This window comes from Pseudomonas sp. BF-R-24, assembly GCF_019947335.1.
Classification (GTDB): domain Bacteria; phylum Pseudomonadota; class Gammaproteobacteria; order Pseudomonadales; family Pseudomonadaceae; genus Aquipseudomonas; species Aquipseudomonas jessenii.
Genome location: NZ_JAGYGG010000006.1, coordinates 119,134 through 137,608, shown reverse-complemented (window position 1 = coordinate 137,608; position 18,475 = coordinate 119,134). Strand labels below are relative to the sequence as shown.

Sequence of the window (18,475 nt, the reverse complement as noted above, 5' to 3'; positions counted from 1 at the left end):
CGCCCATCGCCAACCCCACCTGCGCTTAGGTAGGATGACCCTCTCTATTCCCGAGATTTCACGTCATGTTCATCGGCGTCCTGCTGGTCATCACCTGGCTGATCCTGTTGCTGCGCTATCCGGCCAAGGCCTTGCCCGTATCCGTGGCTGCCGCCGTGGGGCTGGGCATCGTCGCCACCTGGGTCATCTGGATGGACCACCACGAACTCAAGCAACTGCAACGCCTGGAGTTGCGCATCAGTTACGCACCGCAACAGTGTCCCGCCGACCGCCCATTGCAATTGACCCTGAACAACGGCAATGACGTGCCGCTCACTGAGTTGCGCTGGCGGGTCGCGGCTTATGCACCGGGCGATACGGTGAACCTGGCCGACAATCAATACACCGCCCCGCGCTATCGTGGCCCTGGTGAATTGCAGGCCGGTGGCAACTGGGAAGACTGTTTGCCGCTGCCGCCACTGCGCCCTGGCTACCGTCCGGAAACCCTGGAGTTTCGCGCCGAGCGATTGCAGGGTAGTTTTTCCGACTGATCCCTCCCCCCCTTTTTGCACAAGGAATGCGCCATGCCCGTTGCGTTGATTACCGGTTGCTCCAGCGGCATTGGCCGCGCCCTTGCCGACGCGTTCAAAGTCGCCGGCTATGAAGTCTGGGCCAGTGCGCGCAAGACCGAAGATGTTGCCATGCTGAGCGCTGCCGGATTTACCGCCGTGCAACTTGACGTAAACGACGGTTTTGCCCTCGAGCAGTTGAGCGAACGCATCAACCAAGAGCGCGGTGGTCTCGACGTGCTGATCAACAACGCAGGTTATGGCGCCATGGGACCGCTGCTCGATGGTGGCGTACCAGCCATGCAGCGCCAGTTCGAAACCAATGTGTTCGCCATCGTCGGCGTCACTCGCGCGATGTTTCCCGTGCTGCGCCGGACCAAAGGATTGGTCGTGAATATCGGCAGCGTTTCAGGTGTGTTGGTCACGCCATTCGCCGGCGCCTACTGTGCCTCGAAAGCCGCCGTGCATGCCTTGAGCGATGCCTTGCGCATGGAACTGGCGCCGTTCGGTGTGCGGGTCATGGAAGTCCAGCCGGGAGCCATCGCTTCCAGTTTCGCCAGGAATGCCGGGCACGAAGCAGAGCAACTGATCAGCGAACAGTCGCCATGGTTTCCGCTGCGCGAAGGCATACGCGCCCGGGCCAAAGCCTCTCAGGACAACCCGACCCCGGCCAGTGAATTTGCCGTCGGTTTGCTCAAGGCTGTGCAGCAGGACAAGCCACCGCGTCTGATTCGCCTGGGCAATGGCAGCCGCGCGTTGCCGCTGCTTGCGGGTTTGTTGCCCAAGGGTTGGCTCGAGTCCGGGCTGATGAAGCGGTTCGGGCTGCGTGGGCAGCTCTGAGACCGCGTCGACACCTTCGCGAGCAAGCCCGCTCCCACATTTGACCGAGTTGTTCCTGAAGAAACACAATTAATTGTGGGAGCGGGCTTGCTCGCGAAGAGGCCCGCACAGTCCCTACAAAACGTCAGGTAAATGCACAATGACCGACTACACCGAATACTTCGAAGAAGTGATCCAGGCCCACGTGGCCATCGAACAATGGCTGGCCGAAGAACGTGACGCGTGCGAACTCGAAAAACTGCTGACACGTTTTTCGCCGCAGTTCTCCATGGTCTCGCCGCTCGGCCGGGTGCTGGATTTTGACGCGCTGAACGAATTGTTCACATTGGCGGGCGGCAAGAAACTCGGGTTCCGCATCGAGCTCAGTGAGTTGCGTGGTATTGCGTTGCATGACGGTGGCGCGACCGTGAGTTACCGCGAACAGCAGACCGATGCCACCGGACTGCACTCGGATCGTCGCTCGACCGTGGTGTTCAAGCAGGTGGATGGCAAGATCCTTTGGCGGCATTTGCAGGAGACGTTTTGCTGATCAACTGTAGGAGCGAGCCTGCTCGCGATGGACGTCAACGATAACGCAGGCATTCAGAAAGTACGCGTCGCTCTCAGGTTCATCGCGAGCAGGCTCGCTCCTACAGGGGAATGGGTTATACCCCATCACCTTGCTTGACCACCACCGTACAAGTGATCCCCGCCGCCAACAGCACCCCCTCCGGCACTTCATCGATGTGAATCCGCACCGGCACCCGCTGCGCCAAACGTACCCAGTTAAACGTCGGGTTCACATCGGCAATCAGCTCTCGGCTCTCCGGGTTGTCGCGGTCGTAGATGCCACGCGAGATGCTTTCCACGTGGCCCTTGAGCACTTCGCCGCTCATCAGTTGCATGTCGGCCTTATCACCAACGCGCACATGGGGCAGCTTGGTTTCTTCGAAGAAACCGTAGACCCAGAACGAGTTCATGTCGACCACGGCCATTTTAGCCTCGCCGATGCGCGCGTAGTCGCCGCGATGCACGTTGAGGTTGGTCACGTAGCCATCCACCGCCGCGCGCACTTCAGTGCGTTTCAGGTTGAGCTCGGCGGCTTCCAGTTGCGCCTGGGCCTGCTGGTAATCAGCCAGGGCCGAGTCGGCGAGGTTACTGGCGTCGTCACGGTTTTCCCGGGAGATCACCAGGTTGTCCATATCGGCACGACGATGGGCGTTGACCTTGCGCATCTCCCAGGTCGCCTTGCGCGATGCCACCAGACTCTGTGCCTGTTTCACTGCGAGACGGTAGTGCTCAGGGTCGATCTGCATCAGCAAATCGCCCTTCTTCACCAACTGGTTGTCGCGCACCGGCACGTCCACTACTTCGCCGGTGACGTCGGCGGCGACGTTGATGATGTCGGCGCGCACGCGGCCGTCGCGGGTCCATGGCGTGTTCATGTAGTGCTCCCACAAGGAGCGGCCGATCCACAGCGCGAGAGCCAGCACCAGCAAGGTCGCGAGCAGGCTGAAAAACTTTTTCATCGGGGCATTCTCAGTGATAGAGAGTCAACGGTAGACAGTCAGCGCCAACGCGCCGAACAGACAGGTAAACAGGCTCAGGCGCAGCAACGCCGGATGCCAGAAAAAACGGTACAGGTCGAACCCGGACAGGAACCGGTCCAGCGCCCAGGAAAGCGCCGCGGCGATGAAAAACATCAGGGTCATGGTCGGCATGTACACGCCGTGGAAGGCGATTTCACGAGGCATGTTCAAGTCCTTGGGGCTGGCTGCTTGCGAAGGTGGCGAGCGGTGATTGCGGATCGAGCAGAGAGGTGCGGATGAAGTGCAGGTAGCTCTTCACCCGGCGCAACGCCGAGGTATCGAAGTGCGGGGCGAAGGGTTCGTCGGTGGACTGCACACGGCTGATCGCGTGATCGACGGCAATCAGCGCGCGTTCGAGATTGCTGCTGTTCGGTTGCAGGAACAGCCGCACCAGCGCACGCCCCATCACCCGGATCGCCTGGCGCCACGGCCGGGATTCGGCATAGGCCGGATGCACCGGCAAAATCGCCTGTTCCTTGCGCAACTCGATGATCGCGTGGCCGACTTCCAGCACTACGAACATCCAGCGCAGCAAGTCCCGCTGCACTTGCGGTTGGCCCGCCGCGAAGCCGTAGGCCTGATGCACCAGATCGCGGGTGCGGCTTTCGAAACTCGACGCCAATCCCTTGAGTTTGCCGCTGATGGCGTACACCACCTGGCCGCGCAAATCCTGCTCCAGCCGACGCCACAGCCAGCGGCTGTTGGGCGGCAGAATGATCGCCCCGGCCGCTGCACACACCAGCATGCCCAGCACCATGGCGATGTAGTCGTTGATGAAGGTGTAGGGGTTGTAGACCGTGAGGTTGTCCGGCACCGAACCGGTGCTGAAGAAGATCAGCAAACCCAGGCCGACGCCGACGTATTGCGGCCGCGAAGTCAGGAACGATCCCAGTACGATCACCGGCGCGAGCATCACGCACAGCAACGGAAATCCGTCGATCCACGGGAAAATGAAAAACATCTCGACGAAGCCGATCAGCGCCCCGAGCAATGTCCCGCACGCCATCTGAAAGGCCATGCGTTTCGGGTTCGGGGTGGCGGCGGACAGGCCCACCGTCGCGGCGGCAATCAGGGTCATGGTCGCCCCGCTCGGCCAGGCGGTTGCCACCCAATAGCTGCCCAATACCGCCAGAATGAACGCTGCGCGAATTCCCGATGCTGCCGCTGCCATCCAGTTGGTTTGCGGGGTGAACGGCTCGTCCCAGCGCTCCCGTTCGTGACTGTGGTCGGCCAGGGAGGCATGGGTCTGTGCATAACCGTGCAAGTCGTCGACGAAACGATAAAGCAGCTCGTACGCGGTGTGGAAATCCAGTTGCTCGGCATCGCTCGGATCGCACTGCTGGAACGCTGCCCGCAGACAGCGCACTCGCGCCGGCAAACCTTCCTTGTAGGCGTTCAGCACCGCGACCAGGCGTGCCGCATCGGCGCTGGTCAGGGCACGACCGCTGAAGCCGTCGAGCAACTCGGCGAGGTCCTGCAGACCCGGCTTGATGGCTGCCACCACGGTGTCCGCCGCGCTGCTGCGCAAGCGTTCGAGCAACTGGTGCAAGGCATTGAAGCGCGTGGTGATCCCCATGAACTCGCTGTTCAGGCGACTGAGCCGGCCATTGCGTCGACGCATGTGCGGGTCTTCGAACACCGTGACACTGCGCAAGCCTTCCAGGCCCACGGCTTCGGCGATGAAACGCACGTTGCCGGCCTCAAACGCCTCCCGCTGACTGCGACCGCGCAAGCCGTCGGTGACGAACAGGGCGAACACGCCAAAGCGCTGATACAAGGCATTGCGCATCGCCGCGCTAGCCGATTGCGGCAGGATGGCGGCACTGATCAGGGTCGAACAGAGAATGCCCAACGAGATTTCCAATACCCGCCAGACCGCCGCCATGAACGCGCCGTCCGGGTGGGCCAGCGCGGGCAAGCCGACCATCGCCGCGGTGTATCCGGCGAGGACGAAACCGTAAGCGCGGAAGTTGCGGCAGCGGGCGGCGCCGGCCGTGCAGATACCGACCCAGATCGCCAGCGAACCGAGGAACAACTCAGTGTTCTGCGCAAACAGGGCGATCAGCGCGACCATCACCGCCGAACCGGCCAGGGTGCCGAGAAAACGATAGAAACTCTTGGCGAACACCTGGCCGCTTTGCGGCTGCATGACGATGAACACCGTGATCATCGCCGTACGCGGTTGCGGCAGCTCCAGGCGCATGGCCAGCCATAACGTCAGGAATGCCGCGAACAGCACCTTGAAAATGTAGACCCAAGTCACGCCGTCGCTGCGTGCCCAGTCGAAGAAACCCCGGCGCCATTCCAGGGAGTACAGCCAGCGCAAAGGGGCGGGCAAGGGAGTCATGAAATCCTGCTCAATAAAAATAAGGTCAGACTCAGGACCTGTGGGAGCGGGCTTGCTCGCGAAGAGGGAGTGTCAGTCAGCATTTTTTCCGCCTGACAAACCGCTTTCGCGAGCAAGCCCGCTCCCACAGGGTTCGTGTTCAACGCAAAAGGCTCGGGGTTTTCGGCACTTGAGTCTGTTCGGCGTTCGGCACGTCAATACCGGCACCGAGACCACCGCCCAACGCCGTCACCAGTTCGGCATGGGCACTGAGGCGCGCCGCCTGAACCTGCTGCTGCACTTGCTGCTGCTTGAACAACAAGGTCTGGGCATTGAGCACGTTGAGGTAGTCGGTCAGGCCACGCTGGTAGGCGATCATGGCTATGTCGTAGGTTTTCTGCGCAGTGGCCACCGACTCGGCGGCGAAAGCCTGCTGTTTGTCCATGGACTCGCGGCGGATCAACTGGTCGGAGATGTTTTTCAGGGCGTTGACCAGGGTCTGGTTGTACTTGGCCACGGCGATGTCATACCCGGCCGAGGCTTCGCCCAATTCCGCGCGCAAGCGCCCGCCATCGAAGATCGGCAACGAAATCGCCGGCCCCACGCTGTAGTTGAGTTTCTTGCCGGTCAAGAACTCCAGGGCTCCACCGCCGGTGGCCATGTAGCCAAGGCTGCCGACCAGATCGACGTTCGGGTAGAAACCGGCATGGGCGACATCGATACCCCGCGCCTGCGCCGCCACTTGCCAACGGCTGGCGACCACGTCCGGGCGTTGGCCGAGCAATTGCGCCGGCAGCGACGACGGCAGTTTCAGCGGCGCACCCAGCGACAGCGTTGGCCGCAGCAACTGCGCGCCCTCCCCCGGGCCCTTGCCGGCGAGGGCGGCGAGCTGGTTGCGGCTCAAGGCGATTTCTTCGTCGAGGGCGTCGATCTGACGATGGGTTTCCGGCAGCGGGGTTTCAGCCTGGCTGACTTCGAAATGGGTACCGATGCCGCCATTCAGGCGCTTCTGTGCCAGATCGAGAATCTGCTGTTGCTGCTTCAGGGTCGCTTCGACGATGTCCCGTTGTGCGTAATGCAGCGAAAGCTCGATGTAGACCCGGACGATGTTGTCCTGCAACTCGAGCTGGGCCTGACGAGCCTCGGCGACGGTCATGTGCGCCATGTCCACGGCGCGCTCGGTGGCATTGCTTTCGCGGCCCCAGAGGTCGAGGGCATAACTGAAACCCAGCGCGGCGTTGTTGTCCCAGGTGGTGCTGTTGGCCAGCTCGCCGGGACCATAGAACTGGTCGGTAGGCCAGTTGTGACGCTTGAGGGTGGACTCGCCGTTGATCTGCAGCGACTCGGTCGCTTGCGCCACGCCGGCCATGGACCTGGCCTGACGGACCCGGGCGGCGGCCATGGCCAGGCTCGGGCTGCCTTGCAGGGCGAGGTCGATCCAGCGGTTCAGCTGCGGGTCACCATAGGCCTGCCACCATTGCGCGGTGGGCCAGTGCGCATCTTGCGCGGCGCTCTGGATCGCTTCGTCGGTAGCCAGTGAGTTGGCCTCCAGCGCCTTGCCCTGTGGGGCAATACCTCCGGTTCCGATGCAGCCGCTGATTGCCAGGGTTAAAGCCAAAACACTGAGCGGCTGAAGCGCTCTGCTGATGCGACGCGGCACTGCTGCGATTTCCTGAAATAGGGGGGAGGTACGAGATTTTCTGGAAACTGGAGTTCCGCTTTTGTGGGAGCGGGCTTGCTCGCGAAAGCGGTACATCAGTCGACATTGATGGTGAATGTCAGACCGTCTTCGCGAGCAAGCCCGCTCCCACAGGTTATGCGGTGGGTCGAGCCCCGGTTTGCCAAGTTGCGCAATTCTATGGGGCGGTCTGAATGGCGATAAGCTGGGATTCCTGTGAATCTTTGTTACCGTAAACGAGATAATCCTTAAGTCTGGGGTCTCAGACTCTGAAACTTCGTGTCACAATTTGTCATTCGACGAGAGAGCACCCCATGGACACTTTGCAAAACATGCGCGCCTTCAGTTACGTGGCCGAAGCCGGCAGCTTCACCGCCGCCGCCGTGCAACTGGACACCACCACGGCCAACGTCTCGCGCGCGGTCTCCAACCTGGAAGCCCACCTGCAAACCCGCCTGCTCAACCGAACGACCCGCCGCATTGCCCTGACCGAAGCCGGCAAGCGTTACCTGTTGCGCTGTGAACAGATCCTGGCCTACGTCGAAGAAGCCGAAGCCGAGGCCAGCGACGCCCACGCACGCCCGGCCGGGCAACTGAAAGTGCACACCATGACCGGCATCGGCCAGCACTTCGTGATCGACGCCATCGCCCGCTACCGCAAGACCCATCCGGACGTGACCTTCGACCTGACCATGGCCAACCGCGTGCCGGACCTGCTCGACGAGGGTTATGACGTGTCCATCGTCCTCGCCAGCGAACTGCCGGATTCGGGTTTCGTCTCCCAGCGCCTGGGCATCACCTACAGCATCGTTTGCGCCTCGCCGGCCTACGTCAAAGCCAACGGCTGCGCACAAAAACCCAGCGACCTGCTCAACCACGCCTGCCTGCGCCTGGTCAGCCCGGTGATTCCGCTGGAGAAATGGGCCTTCGACGGCCCTGATGGCCAGGAAATGGTCACCATCAACAGCTCACCCTTCCTGGTGAACTCCGCCGACGCGATGAAAACCGCGATCATCAGCGGCATGGGCGTTGGGGTGCTGCCGCTGTACGCCGCGATAGAAGGCCTGCGCAACGGCACACTGGTGCGCGTGATGCCCAACTACCGCTCCCAGGAACTGAACCTGTATGCGATCTACCCGTCGCGCCAGTACCTGGATGCGAAGATCAAGACCTGGGTCGAGTATTTGCGTGGATCGTTGCCGGAATTGCTGGCGGCGCATCAGGCGGAATTGGCGGCGTATGAGTTGAGCGGGAGCCTGGGAGGGGTTCGGGTGGCGAATTGATGGATGCCCGAGCCCGGCTCACATCAGATTGATTCATTGTGGGAGCGAGCCTGCTCGCGATGGCGTTCTCACATTCAAATCTCTGTGAGCAGATACACCGCTTTCGCGAGCAGGCTCGCTCCCACAGTTGGATTTGCATCAATCTGCCAGAAATTGGCCGGCTGTCAGGCCGCCTTCGCGAGCAAGCCCGCTCCCACATTTTGAATTATGCACGGTCAGGAAAATCAGGCCGGCCGGTAGGCCGCCTCGCTTTTGCTTTTGCGGTACACGCCCCCTCGAGAGGCTGAGCGCAGGTTCTGCGGAGTGGGCAACCCGGCATGGATGCCGGGTTAGCCGCCCCCGGCCATGGATGGCCGATGGCGGCGGGCCCACGGAGCAGGACCGGAGCGAGGGCACCCTGAGCCTAAGCGAAGGGCCGAACGTCAGGGGCAAGAGCCCTTGGTTACTTGGGGCTTTTCCAAGTGACCCGCCGTAAGGGCGGAACCGATAGCCGCCGTGACCGAAGAAACGGATATGCACACGGTCACCCACAACATGGTCGGCCCAGAGGCCGCCAAGACCAAACCAAACCGCAAACTGACAGCGCCGTCAGTTAGCCGTCACCCTCCTGACCGGCAAACAGGTTTATAAAGGAAACTACCTTACCCACCTACCGACCACCCAGCCCCGGCGCCCCACTCGCATGCGAATCCAGAAAAAATCCGCCCTGCTCGTCGCCCTTCTGATCGTCCTGGCAGCGCTGGGCCTGTGGTACGCCACCAAACCGGCCAAGGCCAAACTCGCCACCCCCACCGCCATCCCGGTGCGCGTGGTCGCCGTCGCCGAAAAAGACGTACCGCGCTACGTCAGCGGCATCGGTTCGGTACTGTCCCTGCACAGCGTCGTGGTACGCCCGCAAATCGACGGCATCCTCACCAGATTGCTGGTCAAGGAAGGCCAACTGGTGAAAAAAGGTGACCTGCTGGCCACCATCGACGACCGGTCGATCCGCGCCAGCCTCGACCAGGCCCGGGCACAACTGGGCGAAAGCCAGGCGCAACTGCAAGTGGCGCTGGTCAACCTCAAGCGCTACAAGCTGTTGAGTGTCGACGACGGCGTGTCCAAGCAGACTTACGACCAGCAACAAGCCCTGGTCAACCAGCTCAAGGCCACCGCCCAAGGTAACCAGGCCTCGATTGACTCCGCCGAGGTACAGCTTTCCTACACACAAATTCGCTCCCCGGTTAGCGGTCGTGTCGGCATTCGTACCGTCGACGAAGGCAACTTCCTGCGCATGACCGACACCCAAGGCCTGTTCACCGTGACCCAGATCGACCCGATCGCTGTGGAATTCTCCCTGCCGCAGCAAATGCTGCCGACCCTGCAAGGCCTGATCAACGACCCACGGCACGCTCGGGTCAAGGCCTACATCGGGGCCGACACCGACGGCGAAACCGGTAACCTGCTCGGCGAAGGTCACCTGACCCTGATTGACAACCAGATCAACGCCAACACCGGCACCATCCGCGCCAAAGCCGAATTCGACAACGACGCACAGAAACTCTGGCCGGGCCTGCTGGTGACGGTAAAGATTCAGACAGCCCTGGATAAAGATGCGCTGGTGGTGCCGCCGACAGTCGTACAACGCGGCCTCGACCAGCACTTCGTGTACCGGGTCAATGGGGACAAGGTCGAAGCCGTGCAGGTGCAGATGGTCTATCAAGGCAGCGGCCAGGACATCATCAAGGGTGTGAAGCCGGGTGATGTTCTGGTCAGCGATGGTCAGTCGCGGCTCAAGCCCGGCGCTACTGTGCAAGTGCTGACCGAGCCATCTCAGGTGGTGCGATCGGAGGCGGCGCAATGAAGGGCCATGGTTCGATTTCAGCCTGGTGCATCGACCACCTGGTGGCCACGGTCCTGCTGACGTTCGCCCTGGTGCTGCTGGGTGTCATCGCGTTTCCGCGCCTGCCGGTAGCGCCGTTGCCGGAGGCAGAATTCCCGACCATCCAGGTGGCCGCGCAACTTCCCGGCGCCAGCCCGGAAACCATGGCTTCCTCGGTGGCCACGCCTCTTGAAGTGCAATTCAGTGCCATTCCCGGCGTAACCCAGATGACCTCGAGCAGTGCACTGGGCTCGACCAACCTGACCCTGCAATTCACCCTCGACAAGAGCATCGACACCGCCGCCCAGGAAGTGCAGGCGGCGATCAACACCGCCGCGGGCAAACTGCCCAAGGACATGCCGAACCTGCCGACCTGGCGCAAGGTCAACCCGGCCGACAGCCCGGTGCTGATCCTCAGCGTCAACTCCTCGCTGATGCCTGGCCCGGAGCTCAGCGACCTGACGGAAACCCTGTTGTCCCGTCAGCTCAGTCAGGTCGACGGTGTAGGCCAGGTCGTCATCACCGGTCAGCAGCGTCCAGCGATCCGTGTCCAGGTGTCCGCCGACAAACTCGCCGCCATCGGCTTGACTCTGGCGGACATTCGCCTGGCGATCCAGCAGACCAGCCTCAACCTGGCCAAAGGGGCGCTGTACGGCGAATCGAGCATTTCAACCCTGTCGACCAACGACCAGTTGTTCCACCCCGACGAATACAGCCAGTTGATCGTTTCCTACAAGGACGGTGCACCGGTTCACCTCAAGGATGTCGCGAAAGTCGTCAACGGTTCGGAAGATGCCTACGTTCAGGCGTGGGCGGGTTCGCAACCGGGTGTGAACCTTGTGATTTTCCGCCAACCAGGCGCCAACATCGTCGAGACCGTGGATCGCATTCAGGCCGCGCTGCCGGCGCTGCAAGCGATGTTGCCCGCCTCGGTGCAGGTCAAGGTGTTGATCGACCGCACCCAGACCATCCGCGCCTCGCTGCACGAGGTGGAAATCACCTTGATGATCGCTGTGATGCTGGTGGTGGCGGTGATGGCGCTGTTCCTGCGCCAACTGTCGGCCACGCTGATCGTGTCGGCAGTGCTCGGTGTGTCGCTGATCGCCAGCTTTGCGCTGATGTACGTCATGGGCTTCAGCCTGAACAACCTCACGCTGGTGGCGATCGTGGTCGCCGTGGGCTTTGTGGTGGACGATGCGATCGTGGTGGTGGAGAACATTCACCGGCATCTGGAGGCCGGCGACGGCATGCGCGAGGCGGCGATCAAGGGTGCCGGCGAGATCGGTTTTACCGTGGTGTCGATCAGTTTCTCGCTGGTGGCGGCGTTCATTCCGCTGCTGTTCATGGGCGGTGTGGTCGGCCGGCTGTTCAAGGAGTTCGCCCTGACCGCCACCTCCACCATCATGATTTCGGTGGTGGTTTCGCTGACGTTGGCACCGACCCTCGCTGCGCTGTTCATGCGCGCGCCCGTGCATCATGCCCACGACAAACCGGGCTTTGGCGAGCGTCTGCTGGCATGGTACGAAAAAGGCCTGCGCCACGCCCTCGCCCATCAGCGCTTGATGATCGGCGTGTTCTGCCTGTCACTGGGCCTGGCCGTTGCCGGGTACATTCTGATCCCGAAAGGTTTCTTCCCGATCCAGGACACCGGTTTCGTCCTCGGCACCACCGAAGCCGCTGCCGACATTTCCTACGGCGACATGGTGAAAAAACACCTGGCAATGGCGGAAATCGTCGCCGCCGACCCTGCGGTGGAAACGTTCTCGCACTCGGTCGGGGTTTCCGGCAGCAACCAGACCATCGCCAACGGCCGCTTCTGGATCACCCTGAAAAAACGCAGCGACCGCGATGTCTCGGCCAGTCAGTTCATTGACCGGATTCGCCCGCAACTGATGAAAGTCCCGGGTATCGTCCTGTACCTGCGTGCAGGGCAAGACATCAACCTCAGCTCCGGCCCGAGCCGCGCCCAGTACCAATACGTGCTCAAGAGCAACGACGGTGCGACCCTCAGCACCTGGACCCAACGCTTGACGGAAAAACTGCGCAGCAACCCCGCGTTCCGCGATATTTCCAACGACCTGCAACTGGGCGGCAGCATCACCCACATCAGCATCGACCGTAGCGCCGCTGCACGTTTCGGCCTCACCGCCAGTGACGTCGACGAAGCCCTGTACGATGCTTTCGGCCAGCGTCAGGTCAATGAATTCCAGACCCAGATCAACCAGTACAACGTGATCCTGGAACTGGATACAAAGCAGCGCGGCAAGGCCGAAAGCCTCAACTACTTCTACCTGCGCTCGCCCCTGAGCGGGGAAATGGTGCCGCTGTCGGCCCTGGCCAGGTTCGATGCGCCGACTATCGGCCCGCTGTCCATCGCCCATGACGGGATGTTCCCCGCCGCCAACCTGTCGTTCAACCTGGCCCCCGGCGTGGCACTGGGCGATGCGGTGATCATGCTCAACCAGGCCAAGGCCGACATCGGCATGTCGACCGCCATCAGCGGTAATTTCCAGGGCGCGGCCCAGGCGTTCCAGAGTTCGCTGGCCAGCCAGCCGTGGTTGATCCTGGCGGCGCTGTTGGCGGTGTACATCATTCTCGGCGTGCTCTACGAGAGCTTCGTGCACCCGCTGACGATCATTTCGACCTTGCCTTCGGCGGGCCTCGGCGCGGTGATCATGCTGTGGATTTGCGGCCAGGACTTTTCCATCATGGCCTTGATCGGACTGGTGCTGTTGATCGGTATCGTCAAGAAGAACGGCATCCTGATGATCGACTTCGCCCTCGAAGCGCAGCGCAATGGCGGAATGTCGCCTGAGGAAGCGATTTTCAAGGCCTGCATCACACGGTTCCGGCCGATCATCATGACCACCCTCGCTGCCCTGCTCGGCGCTCTGCCGTTGATGCTCGGCTATGGCACCGGCGCCGAATTGCGCCAGCCCCTGGGGATCGCTGTGGTCGGCGGTTTGCTGGTGAGCCAGGCGCTGACGCTGTTCACCACGCCGGTCATATACTTGTGGCTTGAGCGGCTATTCCATCGACCTAAACCTGCGCCAGAACCGGTGCTGGCGACCACAGACTGAGGCGGGGTCATGCGCGTTCTGATTATCGAAGACGAAGAAAAAACCGCAGACTATTTGCATCGCGGCCTGACGGAACAGGGTTTCACCGTGGATCTGGCCCGCGATGGTGTGGAAGGTCTGCACCTGGCGCTGGAGAGCGACTACGCGGTGATCGTCCTCGACGTCATGCTGCCGGGTCTCGACGGCTTCGGTGTGTTGCGCGCCTTGCGTGCGCGCAAGCAAACCCCGGTGATCATGCTCACCGCCCGCGAGCGTGTGGAAGACCGCATCAAGGGCTTGCGTGAAGGCGCCGATGACTATCTGGGCAAACCGTTTTCCTTCCTTGAACTGGTGGCACGCCTGCAAGCGCTGACCCGGCGCAGCGGCGGTCATGAACCGGTGCAAGTGAGCATCGCCGACCTGTGGATAGATTTGATCAGCCGCAAGGCCACCCGCGCCGGTACACGCCTGGACCTGACCGCCAAGGAGTTCTCGCTGCTCAGCGTACTGGCCCGGCGCCAGGGTGAAATCCTCTCGAAAACCGCCATTGCCGAGATGGTCTGGGACATCAATTTCGACAGCGACGCCAACGTCGTCGAAGTCGCGATCAAACGCCTGCGGGCCAAGCTCGACGGGCCGTTCGAAGAGAAACTGCTGCACACCATTCGTGGCATGGGTTATGTGCTGGAGAGCCGTGGTGTCCAGTAATTCCATCGCCCTGCGTCTGAGCGTAATGTTCACGCTGGTGGCGCTGCTGGTGTTCCTGCTGATCGGCTGGGCGCTGTACCAGCAGGTCGACAAAGGCCTGGGCCTGCTGCCAGAAGCCGAACTCGATGCGCGCTACAGCGTGCTCGAATCCACGGTCGGCCGTTACGGCACGCCCGAGCACTGGGTGAAGATCAACAACAAGCTCAACCTGCTGAGCGAAGAAGACAAGCGCATCAGCTTCTGGATCATCAGCGGCGATCCACACTACGAATACGGCAACCTGACCTCACAGATCCGTGCCTTTGCCCAAGGCCCGCTGGGCACGCGCGACATGCACCTGCCGGAGCACCCGTATCCGCTGAAAGTGCTGGTCAGCGAGTTCCCGGCCAAGGACCAGCGCCCAGCGTTGCGCTTCATGATCGCCATCGACACCGAAACGTTTTTCCATACCCAGCATCACCTGCTGGTCGCGCTGATCAGCCTGGCGATTGCCGGTGTGCTGCTGGCCTCGGCACTGGGTTATTGGGTGGCGCGGATCGGGCTCAAGCCGCTGATCAAACTGTCCCAGGAAGCCCAGCGCCTGGCCCCGCCGTTGCGCTCGGGGCGCTTGCGATTGTCACCGTTGCCGCCGGAACTCGATCAATTCGTCAGCTCGTTCAACTCGACCCTGGAACGGGTCGAGCTAGCCTACTCGCGCCTTGAGTCATTCAACGCCGATGTCGCCCATGAACTGCGCTCGCCACTGACCAACCTGATCGGCCAGACCCAGGTCGCATTGACCCGCGGGCGCTCCGCCGAGCATTACTTCGAAGTGCTGCAATCGAACCTCGAAGAGCTTGAGCGACTGCGTTCGATCATCAACGACATGCTGTTTCTCGCCAGCGCCGACCAGGGCAGCAAGGCGACCAAACTCACCTCAACCTCGCTGGCCGATGAGGTGGCCACGACCCTGGAATATCTGGATTTCATTCTCGAAGACGCTCAGGTCCAGGTTGAGGTCAGTGGTGACGCGCAGGTGCGCATCGAGATCGCCCATCTGCGCCGGGCATTGATCAACTTGCTGAATAATGCGGTGCAGCACACCGCGCCCGGGCAGGTGATTCAAGTGCGGATCGAAGCCCAGGAGCATCAAGTCAGCATCGGCGTCGCCAACCCGGGTTCGCCGATTGCCAACGAACATCTGCCGCGCCTGTTCGAACGCTTCTACCGGGTCGATGCGTCACGCAGCAACAGCGGCCACAATCACGGTCTGGGGCTGGCCATCGTCAAGGCGATTGCGCTGATGCATGGCGGCGATGTGTTCGTGCGCAGTGATCATGGGATGAATACTTTCGGGATTCATCTTCCCGTCTGAAACCCTCTCCAATGTGGGAGCGAGCTTGCTCGCTCCCACATTGGAGAGGGTTGAACACATATAAGCGGCCAATCAACTATTGCCATAAGCGCAACAGTCCTTTCATGAATCCGCTCTTTTTCCCCTCGCCTCATATCCTTATCTTTGCCCGCACCAAACAGCACTTGCCAAGCAAGAAGGTTTTAAAAATGTCCAACAGTATGGGTATTGCCAGCGCTTTCGTTTTGTCCTCTTTGTTCCTGTCGCCATTGGCGATGGCGGAAGAATCGCAGACTTTCGTCGCGCATAACGCCGCACGCGCTGCAACGTTCGAAGAGCATCAGATCGAGATGACGGCCAAGGCTGCTCAAGACTCCCAAGCCCCGCAGGCATCCAGCATCCAGGCCCAGCCACTGGCCGAGAAAGACAGCTGACCCGCACCGATCACTCCCGTTTCCCTCGACACTTTTCATCGGCTCTTCCCTTTGAGAAGTTGTCTTCAAAGCCGCTGCTGTCAGCGGCTTTTTTTATAGTGGCGACTCGGCCTTCATTGCAATTTGCGCAACGAAAGTCACTGATGCCCACACCCAAGATCAATCGTTCGAGGGAACGATTCACTCGGCTGCTACGTTTATGCAACTACGCTTAGAGCGTCCCTTTAGCAGACGTCAGCCCTATGACCGCAAGCCGCACCGCACATTTTCAAGTCCCGACCGGGCGACCCGAGATCATGGTGATCTTCGGCAGTACCCTGACCGTCATCTCGATCCTGTGCATCGTCACTTTCCTGCTGATCCGCGAACACGCCTACGCCCAGCAGACCGCCACACGCAGCGCGACCACCATTGCGCAACTGATCGATACCGATGTCCTGCGTACGGTCGAGCTCTATGACTTGACCTTGCAGGGCCTGATCGCCGCCGCCCAACGGGACGACCTTAAACAGGTTGCACCGCAGATCCGTCATCTGGTGCTGTTCGACCGCTCCACCACTGCGCGCTACAAGGGCGACATCCTGCTGCTGGACAAGCACGGCGACGTGCTGGCCGACTCATCATTGATCGAGCCGAAACCGGGCAACTTCGCTGACCGCGATTATTTCCTGGCCCATGCCTTCAATCACGACACCGGCATGTTTATCAGCCGACCGTTCAAGCCACGCTGCGACTGCGATGACAGCGACGAATGGCGCATCAGTTTCAGCCGGCGCATTTCTTCGCCCACGGGTGAGTTTCTGGGGGTCGCGGTGGCGTCGATGCGCATGAGCTACTTCGACCAACTGTTCAACAGCCTCGACATCGGCAACGGCAGTACGCTGGGCATCATTAACGATGACGGGATCCTCCTGGCGCAGAAACCGTACCGGGAGCAAAACGCCATCGGCAAAAGTTTCTCCAGCCGTCCCAACGTCGTACGCATGCTGCGCGAGCGCAGTGGTACCTTTGAAAGCGTGTCGAGTGTCGATCATCAACGACGCCTGTACACCTTTACCCGGGTCGGCAATCTGCCGCTGACCGTCATCGTGGCCCTTTCCGTCGACGAAGTGTTCGCCACCTGGAACCGCACGGCCTATGTGATCAGCGGTGCAACAGGGGTCTTGTGCATCGGCCTGTTGTGGCTGACCTGGCTGCTCTGCCGTGAGCTGCGACGGCGCCAAAGTGCCGAGCAGGAATTGGCGCAACTGGCGGCCACCGATGCCTTGACCGGCGTGGCCAACCGTCGATCCCTTGATCAGACCCTGCGCCATGAATGGTTTCGTGCGCAGCGCAGTGGCAGGCCGTTGTCGTTGCTGATGATCGATGCCGATCACTTCAAGGCCTTCAATGACCGGCACGGACATCAGGCCGGCGACGAAGCCTTGCGGGCATTGGCCGGGGTCCTGCGCGCCAATGTCCATCGCCCGACGGATCTGGTGGCTCGCTATGGCGGCGAGGAGTTTTCGGTGATCCTGGCCGAAACTGACAGTGAAGGCGCGAAGCAGATCGCCGAGCACATCCGCGAGGCGGCGCAGAAACTGCCACTGGTGGACGTCGGTGAACCGCCGATGAGTGTGAGTATCGGTATTGCCACCTGGACGGCGGCCAGCGATATCAACCTGGAGCAATTGCTGTTCAGTGCCGACAAGGCGCTGTATCAGGCCAAGGAAGGGGGGCGTAACCGGGTGGTTTGTGCCGAATAGGATTTTCATTGGATGGGAGGACGCCATCGCGAGCAAGCTCGCTCCCACAGGGGAATGCAATCAACTGTGGGAGCGAGCTTGCTCGCGATGAGGCCAGCCCAGGCACTACAAACTTCGGACATAAAAAAAGGCCACCCGAAGGTAGCCTTTAAAAAACTAGAGAGGTTTTTTGCTTACACGGCCGCAACCGGACGCATGTAAGAGATCGGTGCAGTGCTGGCGTCTTCGAACGTCACGACTTCCCAGGCATCTGTCTGCTCAATCAACTTGCGCAGCAGCTGGTTGTTCAGTGCGTGGCCGGACTTGAAGCCCTTGAACTCACCAATCAGGCTATTGCCCAGCAGGTAGAGGTCACCAATTGCATCGAGAATCTTGTGCTTCACGAATTCGTCTTCATAGCGAAGGCCGTCTTCGTTCAGTACGCCATCGGCGTCGACCACAATAGCGTTTTCAACGCTGCCGCCGAGTGCGAGGTTGTGCTTGCGCAGGTACTCGATGTCACTCATGAAACCGAAAGTACGGGCGCGGCTGACTTCTTTTACGAACGAAGTGCTGGAAAAATCCACGCTTGCACTTTGGGTGCGGTCCCGGAAAACCGGGTGATCGAAATCGATCTCGAAGCTCACCTTGAACCCTTCGAAAGGGACGAAAGTGGCGCGCTTGTCGCCGTCTTCCACTGTCACTTCACGCAGGATGCGGATGAATTTCTTGGCGGCGTCCTGTTCTTCCAGGCCTGCCGATTGAATCAGGAATACGAAGGGTCCAGCGCTGCCATCCATGATCGGGACTTCGGACGCGGAGAGCTCGACGTAGGCGTTATCGATGCCCAGGCCAGCCATGGCCGAGAGCAAGTGCTCTACCGTGTCCACTTTGACGTCGCCATTGATCAGCGTGGTCGACATAGTGGTTTCACCGACGTTTTCCGCGCGGGCAGGAATTTGCACCACAGGGTCGAGGTCAGCGCGACAAAACACAATGCCAGTGTCGACAGGCGCAGGCTTGAGGGTCAGGTAGACCTTCTCCCCGGAGTGCAGGCCTACACCTGTGGCACGGATAATATTTTTCAGTGTGCGTTGTTTAATCATGGCTTGG

15 protein-coding genes are annotated in these 18,475 nt (G+C 61.0%); 10 read left to right on the top strand and 5 right to left on the bottom strand.

Annotation, left to right across the window (positions count from 1 at the left end; all coding sequences use genetic code 11):
- Positions 1 to 65: 65 nt before the first annotated feature.
- The 3 genes from KGA98_RS07180 (at position 66) to KGA98_RS07170 (ending at position 1,917) form a co-directional block, all read left to right on the top strand.
- A complete protein-coding gene (locus tag KGA98_RS07180; protein ID WP_057713377.1) occupies positions 66 to 530 on the top strand; it encodes a hypothetical protein in 465 nt (154 codons plus the stop codon).
- A gap of 33 nt (positions 531 to 563) precedes the next feature.
- Positions 564 to 1,388 carry an SDR family oxidoreductase gene (locus KGA98_RS07175; protein WP_223501926.1) on the top strand — a complete coding sequence of 275 codons (825 nt, stop codon included), beginning with the start codon at positions 564 to 566 and terminating at the stop codon, positions 1,386 to 1,388.
- A gap of 139 nt (positions 1,389 to 1,527) precedes the next feature.
- Complete coding sequence (locus KGA98_RS07170) at positions 1,528 to 1,917, top strand: DUF4440 domain-containing protein (protein WP_223501925.1); 390 nt, start codon at positions 1,528 to 1,530, stop codon at positions 1,915 to 1,917.
- A 115-nt stretch (positions 1,918 to 2,032) separates the two neighbouring features.
- On the opposite strand, the gene KGA98_RS07165 is transcribed toward KGA98_RS07170, so the two are convergent.
- From KGA98_RS07165 to KGA98_RS07150, 4 genes are all read right to left on the bottom strand, one after another.
- Complete coding sequence (locus KGA98_RS07165; RefSeq protein WP_223501924.1) at positions 2,033 to 2,896, bottom strand: HlyD family secretion protein; 864 nt, start codon at positions 2,894 to 2,896, stop codon at positions 2,033 to 2,035.
- Positions 2,897 to 2,920: 24 nt separating this feature from the next.
- Entirely contained in the window at positions 2,921 to 3,121 is a 201-nt protein-coding gene (locus KGA98_RS07160; protein WP_090457594.1) for a DUF1656 domain-containing protein, read from the bottom strand.
- On the bottom strand, positions 3,111 to 5,303 hold the full coding sequence (locus tag KGA98_RS07155) for an FUSC family protein (RefSeq protein WP_223501923.1): 2,193 nt from the start codon (positions 5,301 to 5,303) through the stop codon (positions 3,111 to 3,113). Before KGA98_RS07155 ends, KGA98_RS07160 begins: the two co-directional genes overlap by 11 nt.
- A gap of 139 nt (positions 5,304 to 5,442) precedes the next feature.
- Positions 5,443 to 6,942 (bottom strand): efflux transporter outer membrane subunit, encoded by a 1,500-nt coding sequence (locus KGA98_RS07150; RefSeq protein ID WP_223501922.1) that lies wholly within the window; start codon positions 6,940 to 6,942, stop codon positions 5,443 to 5,445.
- A 332-nt stretch (positions 6,943 to 7,274) separates the two neighbouring features.
- Here KGA98_RS07150 and KGA98_RS07145 point away from each other — a divergent pair, with 332 nt between their 5' ends.
- The 7 genes from KGA98_RS07145 to KGA98_RS07115 all read left to right on the top strand — a co-directional run bounded on the left by KGA98_RS07145 (position 7,275) and on the right by KGA98_RS07115 (position 17,383).
- Entirely contained in the window at positions 7,275 to 8,243 is a 969-nt protein-coding gene (locus KGA98_RS07145; RefSeq protein ID WP_150814291.1) for a LysR family transcriptional regulator, read from the top strand.
- A 682-nt stretch (positions 8,244 to 8,925) separates the two neighbouring features.
- Entirely contained in the window at positions 8,926 to 10,086 is a 1,161-nt protein-coding gene (locus tag KGA98_RS07140; protein ID WP_223501921.1) for an efflux RND transporter periplasmic adaptor subunit, read from the top strand.
- Entirely contained in the window at positions 10,083 to 13,184 is a 3,102-nt protein-coding gene (locus KGA98_RS07135; RefSeq protein WP_223501920.1) for a multidrug efflux RND transporter permease subunit, read from the top strand. The genes KGA98_RS07140 and KGA98_RS07135 overlap by 4 nt, the downstream gene beginning before the upstream one ends.
- Positions 13,185 to 13,193: 9 nt before the next feature.
- Positions 13,194 to 13,871 carry a heavy metal response regulator transcription factor gene (locus KGA98_RS07130; protein WP_056726212.1) on the top strand — a complete coding sequence of 226 codons (678 nt, stop codon included), beginning with the start codon at positions 13,194 to 13,196 and terminating at the stop codon, positions 13,869 to 13,871.
- On the top strand, positions 13,861 to 15,225 hold the full coding sequence (locus KGA98_RS07125) for a heavy metal sensor histidine kinase (RefSeq protein WP_223501919.1): 1,365 nt from the start codon (positions 13,861 to 13,863) through the stop codon (positions 15,223 to 15,225). The genes KGA98_RS07130 and KGA98_RS07125 overlap by 11 nt, the downstream gene beginning before the upstream one ends.
- 188 nt (positions 15,226 to 15,413) lie before the next feature.
- On the top strand, positions 15,414 to 15,638 hold the full coding sequence (locus KGA98_RS07120; protein ID WP_057713368.1) for a hypothetical protein: 225 nt from the start codon (positions 15,414 to 15,416) through the stop codon (positions 15,636 to 15,638).
- Between the two features lie 242 nt (positions 15,639 to 15,880).
- The gene (locus tag KGA98_RS07115) at positions 15,881 to 17,383 is read left to right on the top strand and encodes a sensor domain-containing diguanylate cyclase (RefSeq protein WP_223501918.1); all 1,503 of its coding nucleotides are present in this window, start codon (positions 15,881 to 15,883) and stop codon (positions 17,381 to 17,383) included.
- 173 nt (positions 17,384 to 17,556) lie between these two features.
- On the opposite strand, the gene lpxC is transcribed toward KGA98_RS07115, so the two are convergent.
- Entirely contained in the window at positions 17,557 to 18,468 is a 912-nt protein-coding gene (lpxC, locus tag KGA98_RS07110; protein ID WP_007916984.1) for a UDP-3-O-acyl-N-acetylglucosamine deacetylase, read from the bottom strand.
- Positions 18,469 to 18,475: the final 7 nt, after the last annotated feature.

Excerpts from the sequence above, each read along its gene's own strand:
- KGA98_RS07175 (WP_223501926.1), top strand. The coding sequence starts at position 564 with ATGCCCGTTGCGTTGATTACCGGTTGCTCCAGCGGCATTGGCCGCGCC.
- KGA98_RS07145 (WP_150814291.1), top strand. The coding sequence starts at position 7,275 with ATGGACACTTTGCAAAACATGCGCGCCTTCAGTTACGTGGCCGAAGCC.
- KGA98_RS07170 (WP_223501925.1), top strand. The coding sequence starts at position 1,528 with ATGACCGACTACACCGAATACTTCGAAGAAGTGATCCAGGCCCACGTG.
- KGA98_RS07140 (WP_223501921.1), top strand. The coding sequence starts at position 8,926 with ATGCGAATCCAGAAAAAATCCGCCCTGCTCGTCGCCCTTCTGATCGTC.
- KGA98_RS07130 (WP_056726212.1), top strand. The coding sequence starts at position 13,194 with ATGCGCGTTCTGATTATCGAAGACGAAGAAAAAACCGCAGACTATTTG.
- KGA98_RS07115 (WP_223501918.1), top strand. The coding sequence starts at position 15,881 with ATGACCGCAAGCCGCACCGCACATTTTCAAGTCCCGACCGGGCGACCC.
- KGA98_RS07165 (WP_223501924.1), bottom strand. The coding sequence starts at position 2,896 with ATGAAAAAGTTTTTCAGCCTGCTCGCGACCTTGCTGGTGCTGGCTCTC.
- KGA98_RS07160 (WP_090457594.1), bottom strand. The coding sequence starts at position 3,121 with ATGCCTCGTGAAATCGCCTTCCACGGCGTGTACATGCCGACCATGACC.
- KGA98_RS07180 (WP_057713377.1), top strand. The coding sequence starts at position 66 with ATGTTCATCGGCGTCCTGCTGGTCATCACCTGGCTGATCCTGTTGCTG.
- KGA98_RS07135 (WP_223501920.1), top strand. The coding sequence starts at position 10,083 with ATGAAGGGCCATGGTTCGATTTCAGCCTGGTGCATCGACCACCTGGTG.
- lpxC (WP_007916984.1), bottom strand. The coding sequence starts at position 18,468 with ATGATTAAACAACGCACACTGAAAAATATTATCCGTGCCACAGGTGTA.
- KGA98_RS07155 (WP_223501923.1), bottom strand. The coding sequence starts at position 5,303 with ATGACTCCCTTGCCCGCCCCTTTGCGCTGGCTGTACTCCCTGGAATGG.
- KGA98_RS07120 (WP_057713368.1), top strand. The coding sequence starts at position 15,414 with ATGTCCAACAGTATGGGTATTGCCAGCGCTTTCGTTTTGTCCTCTTTG.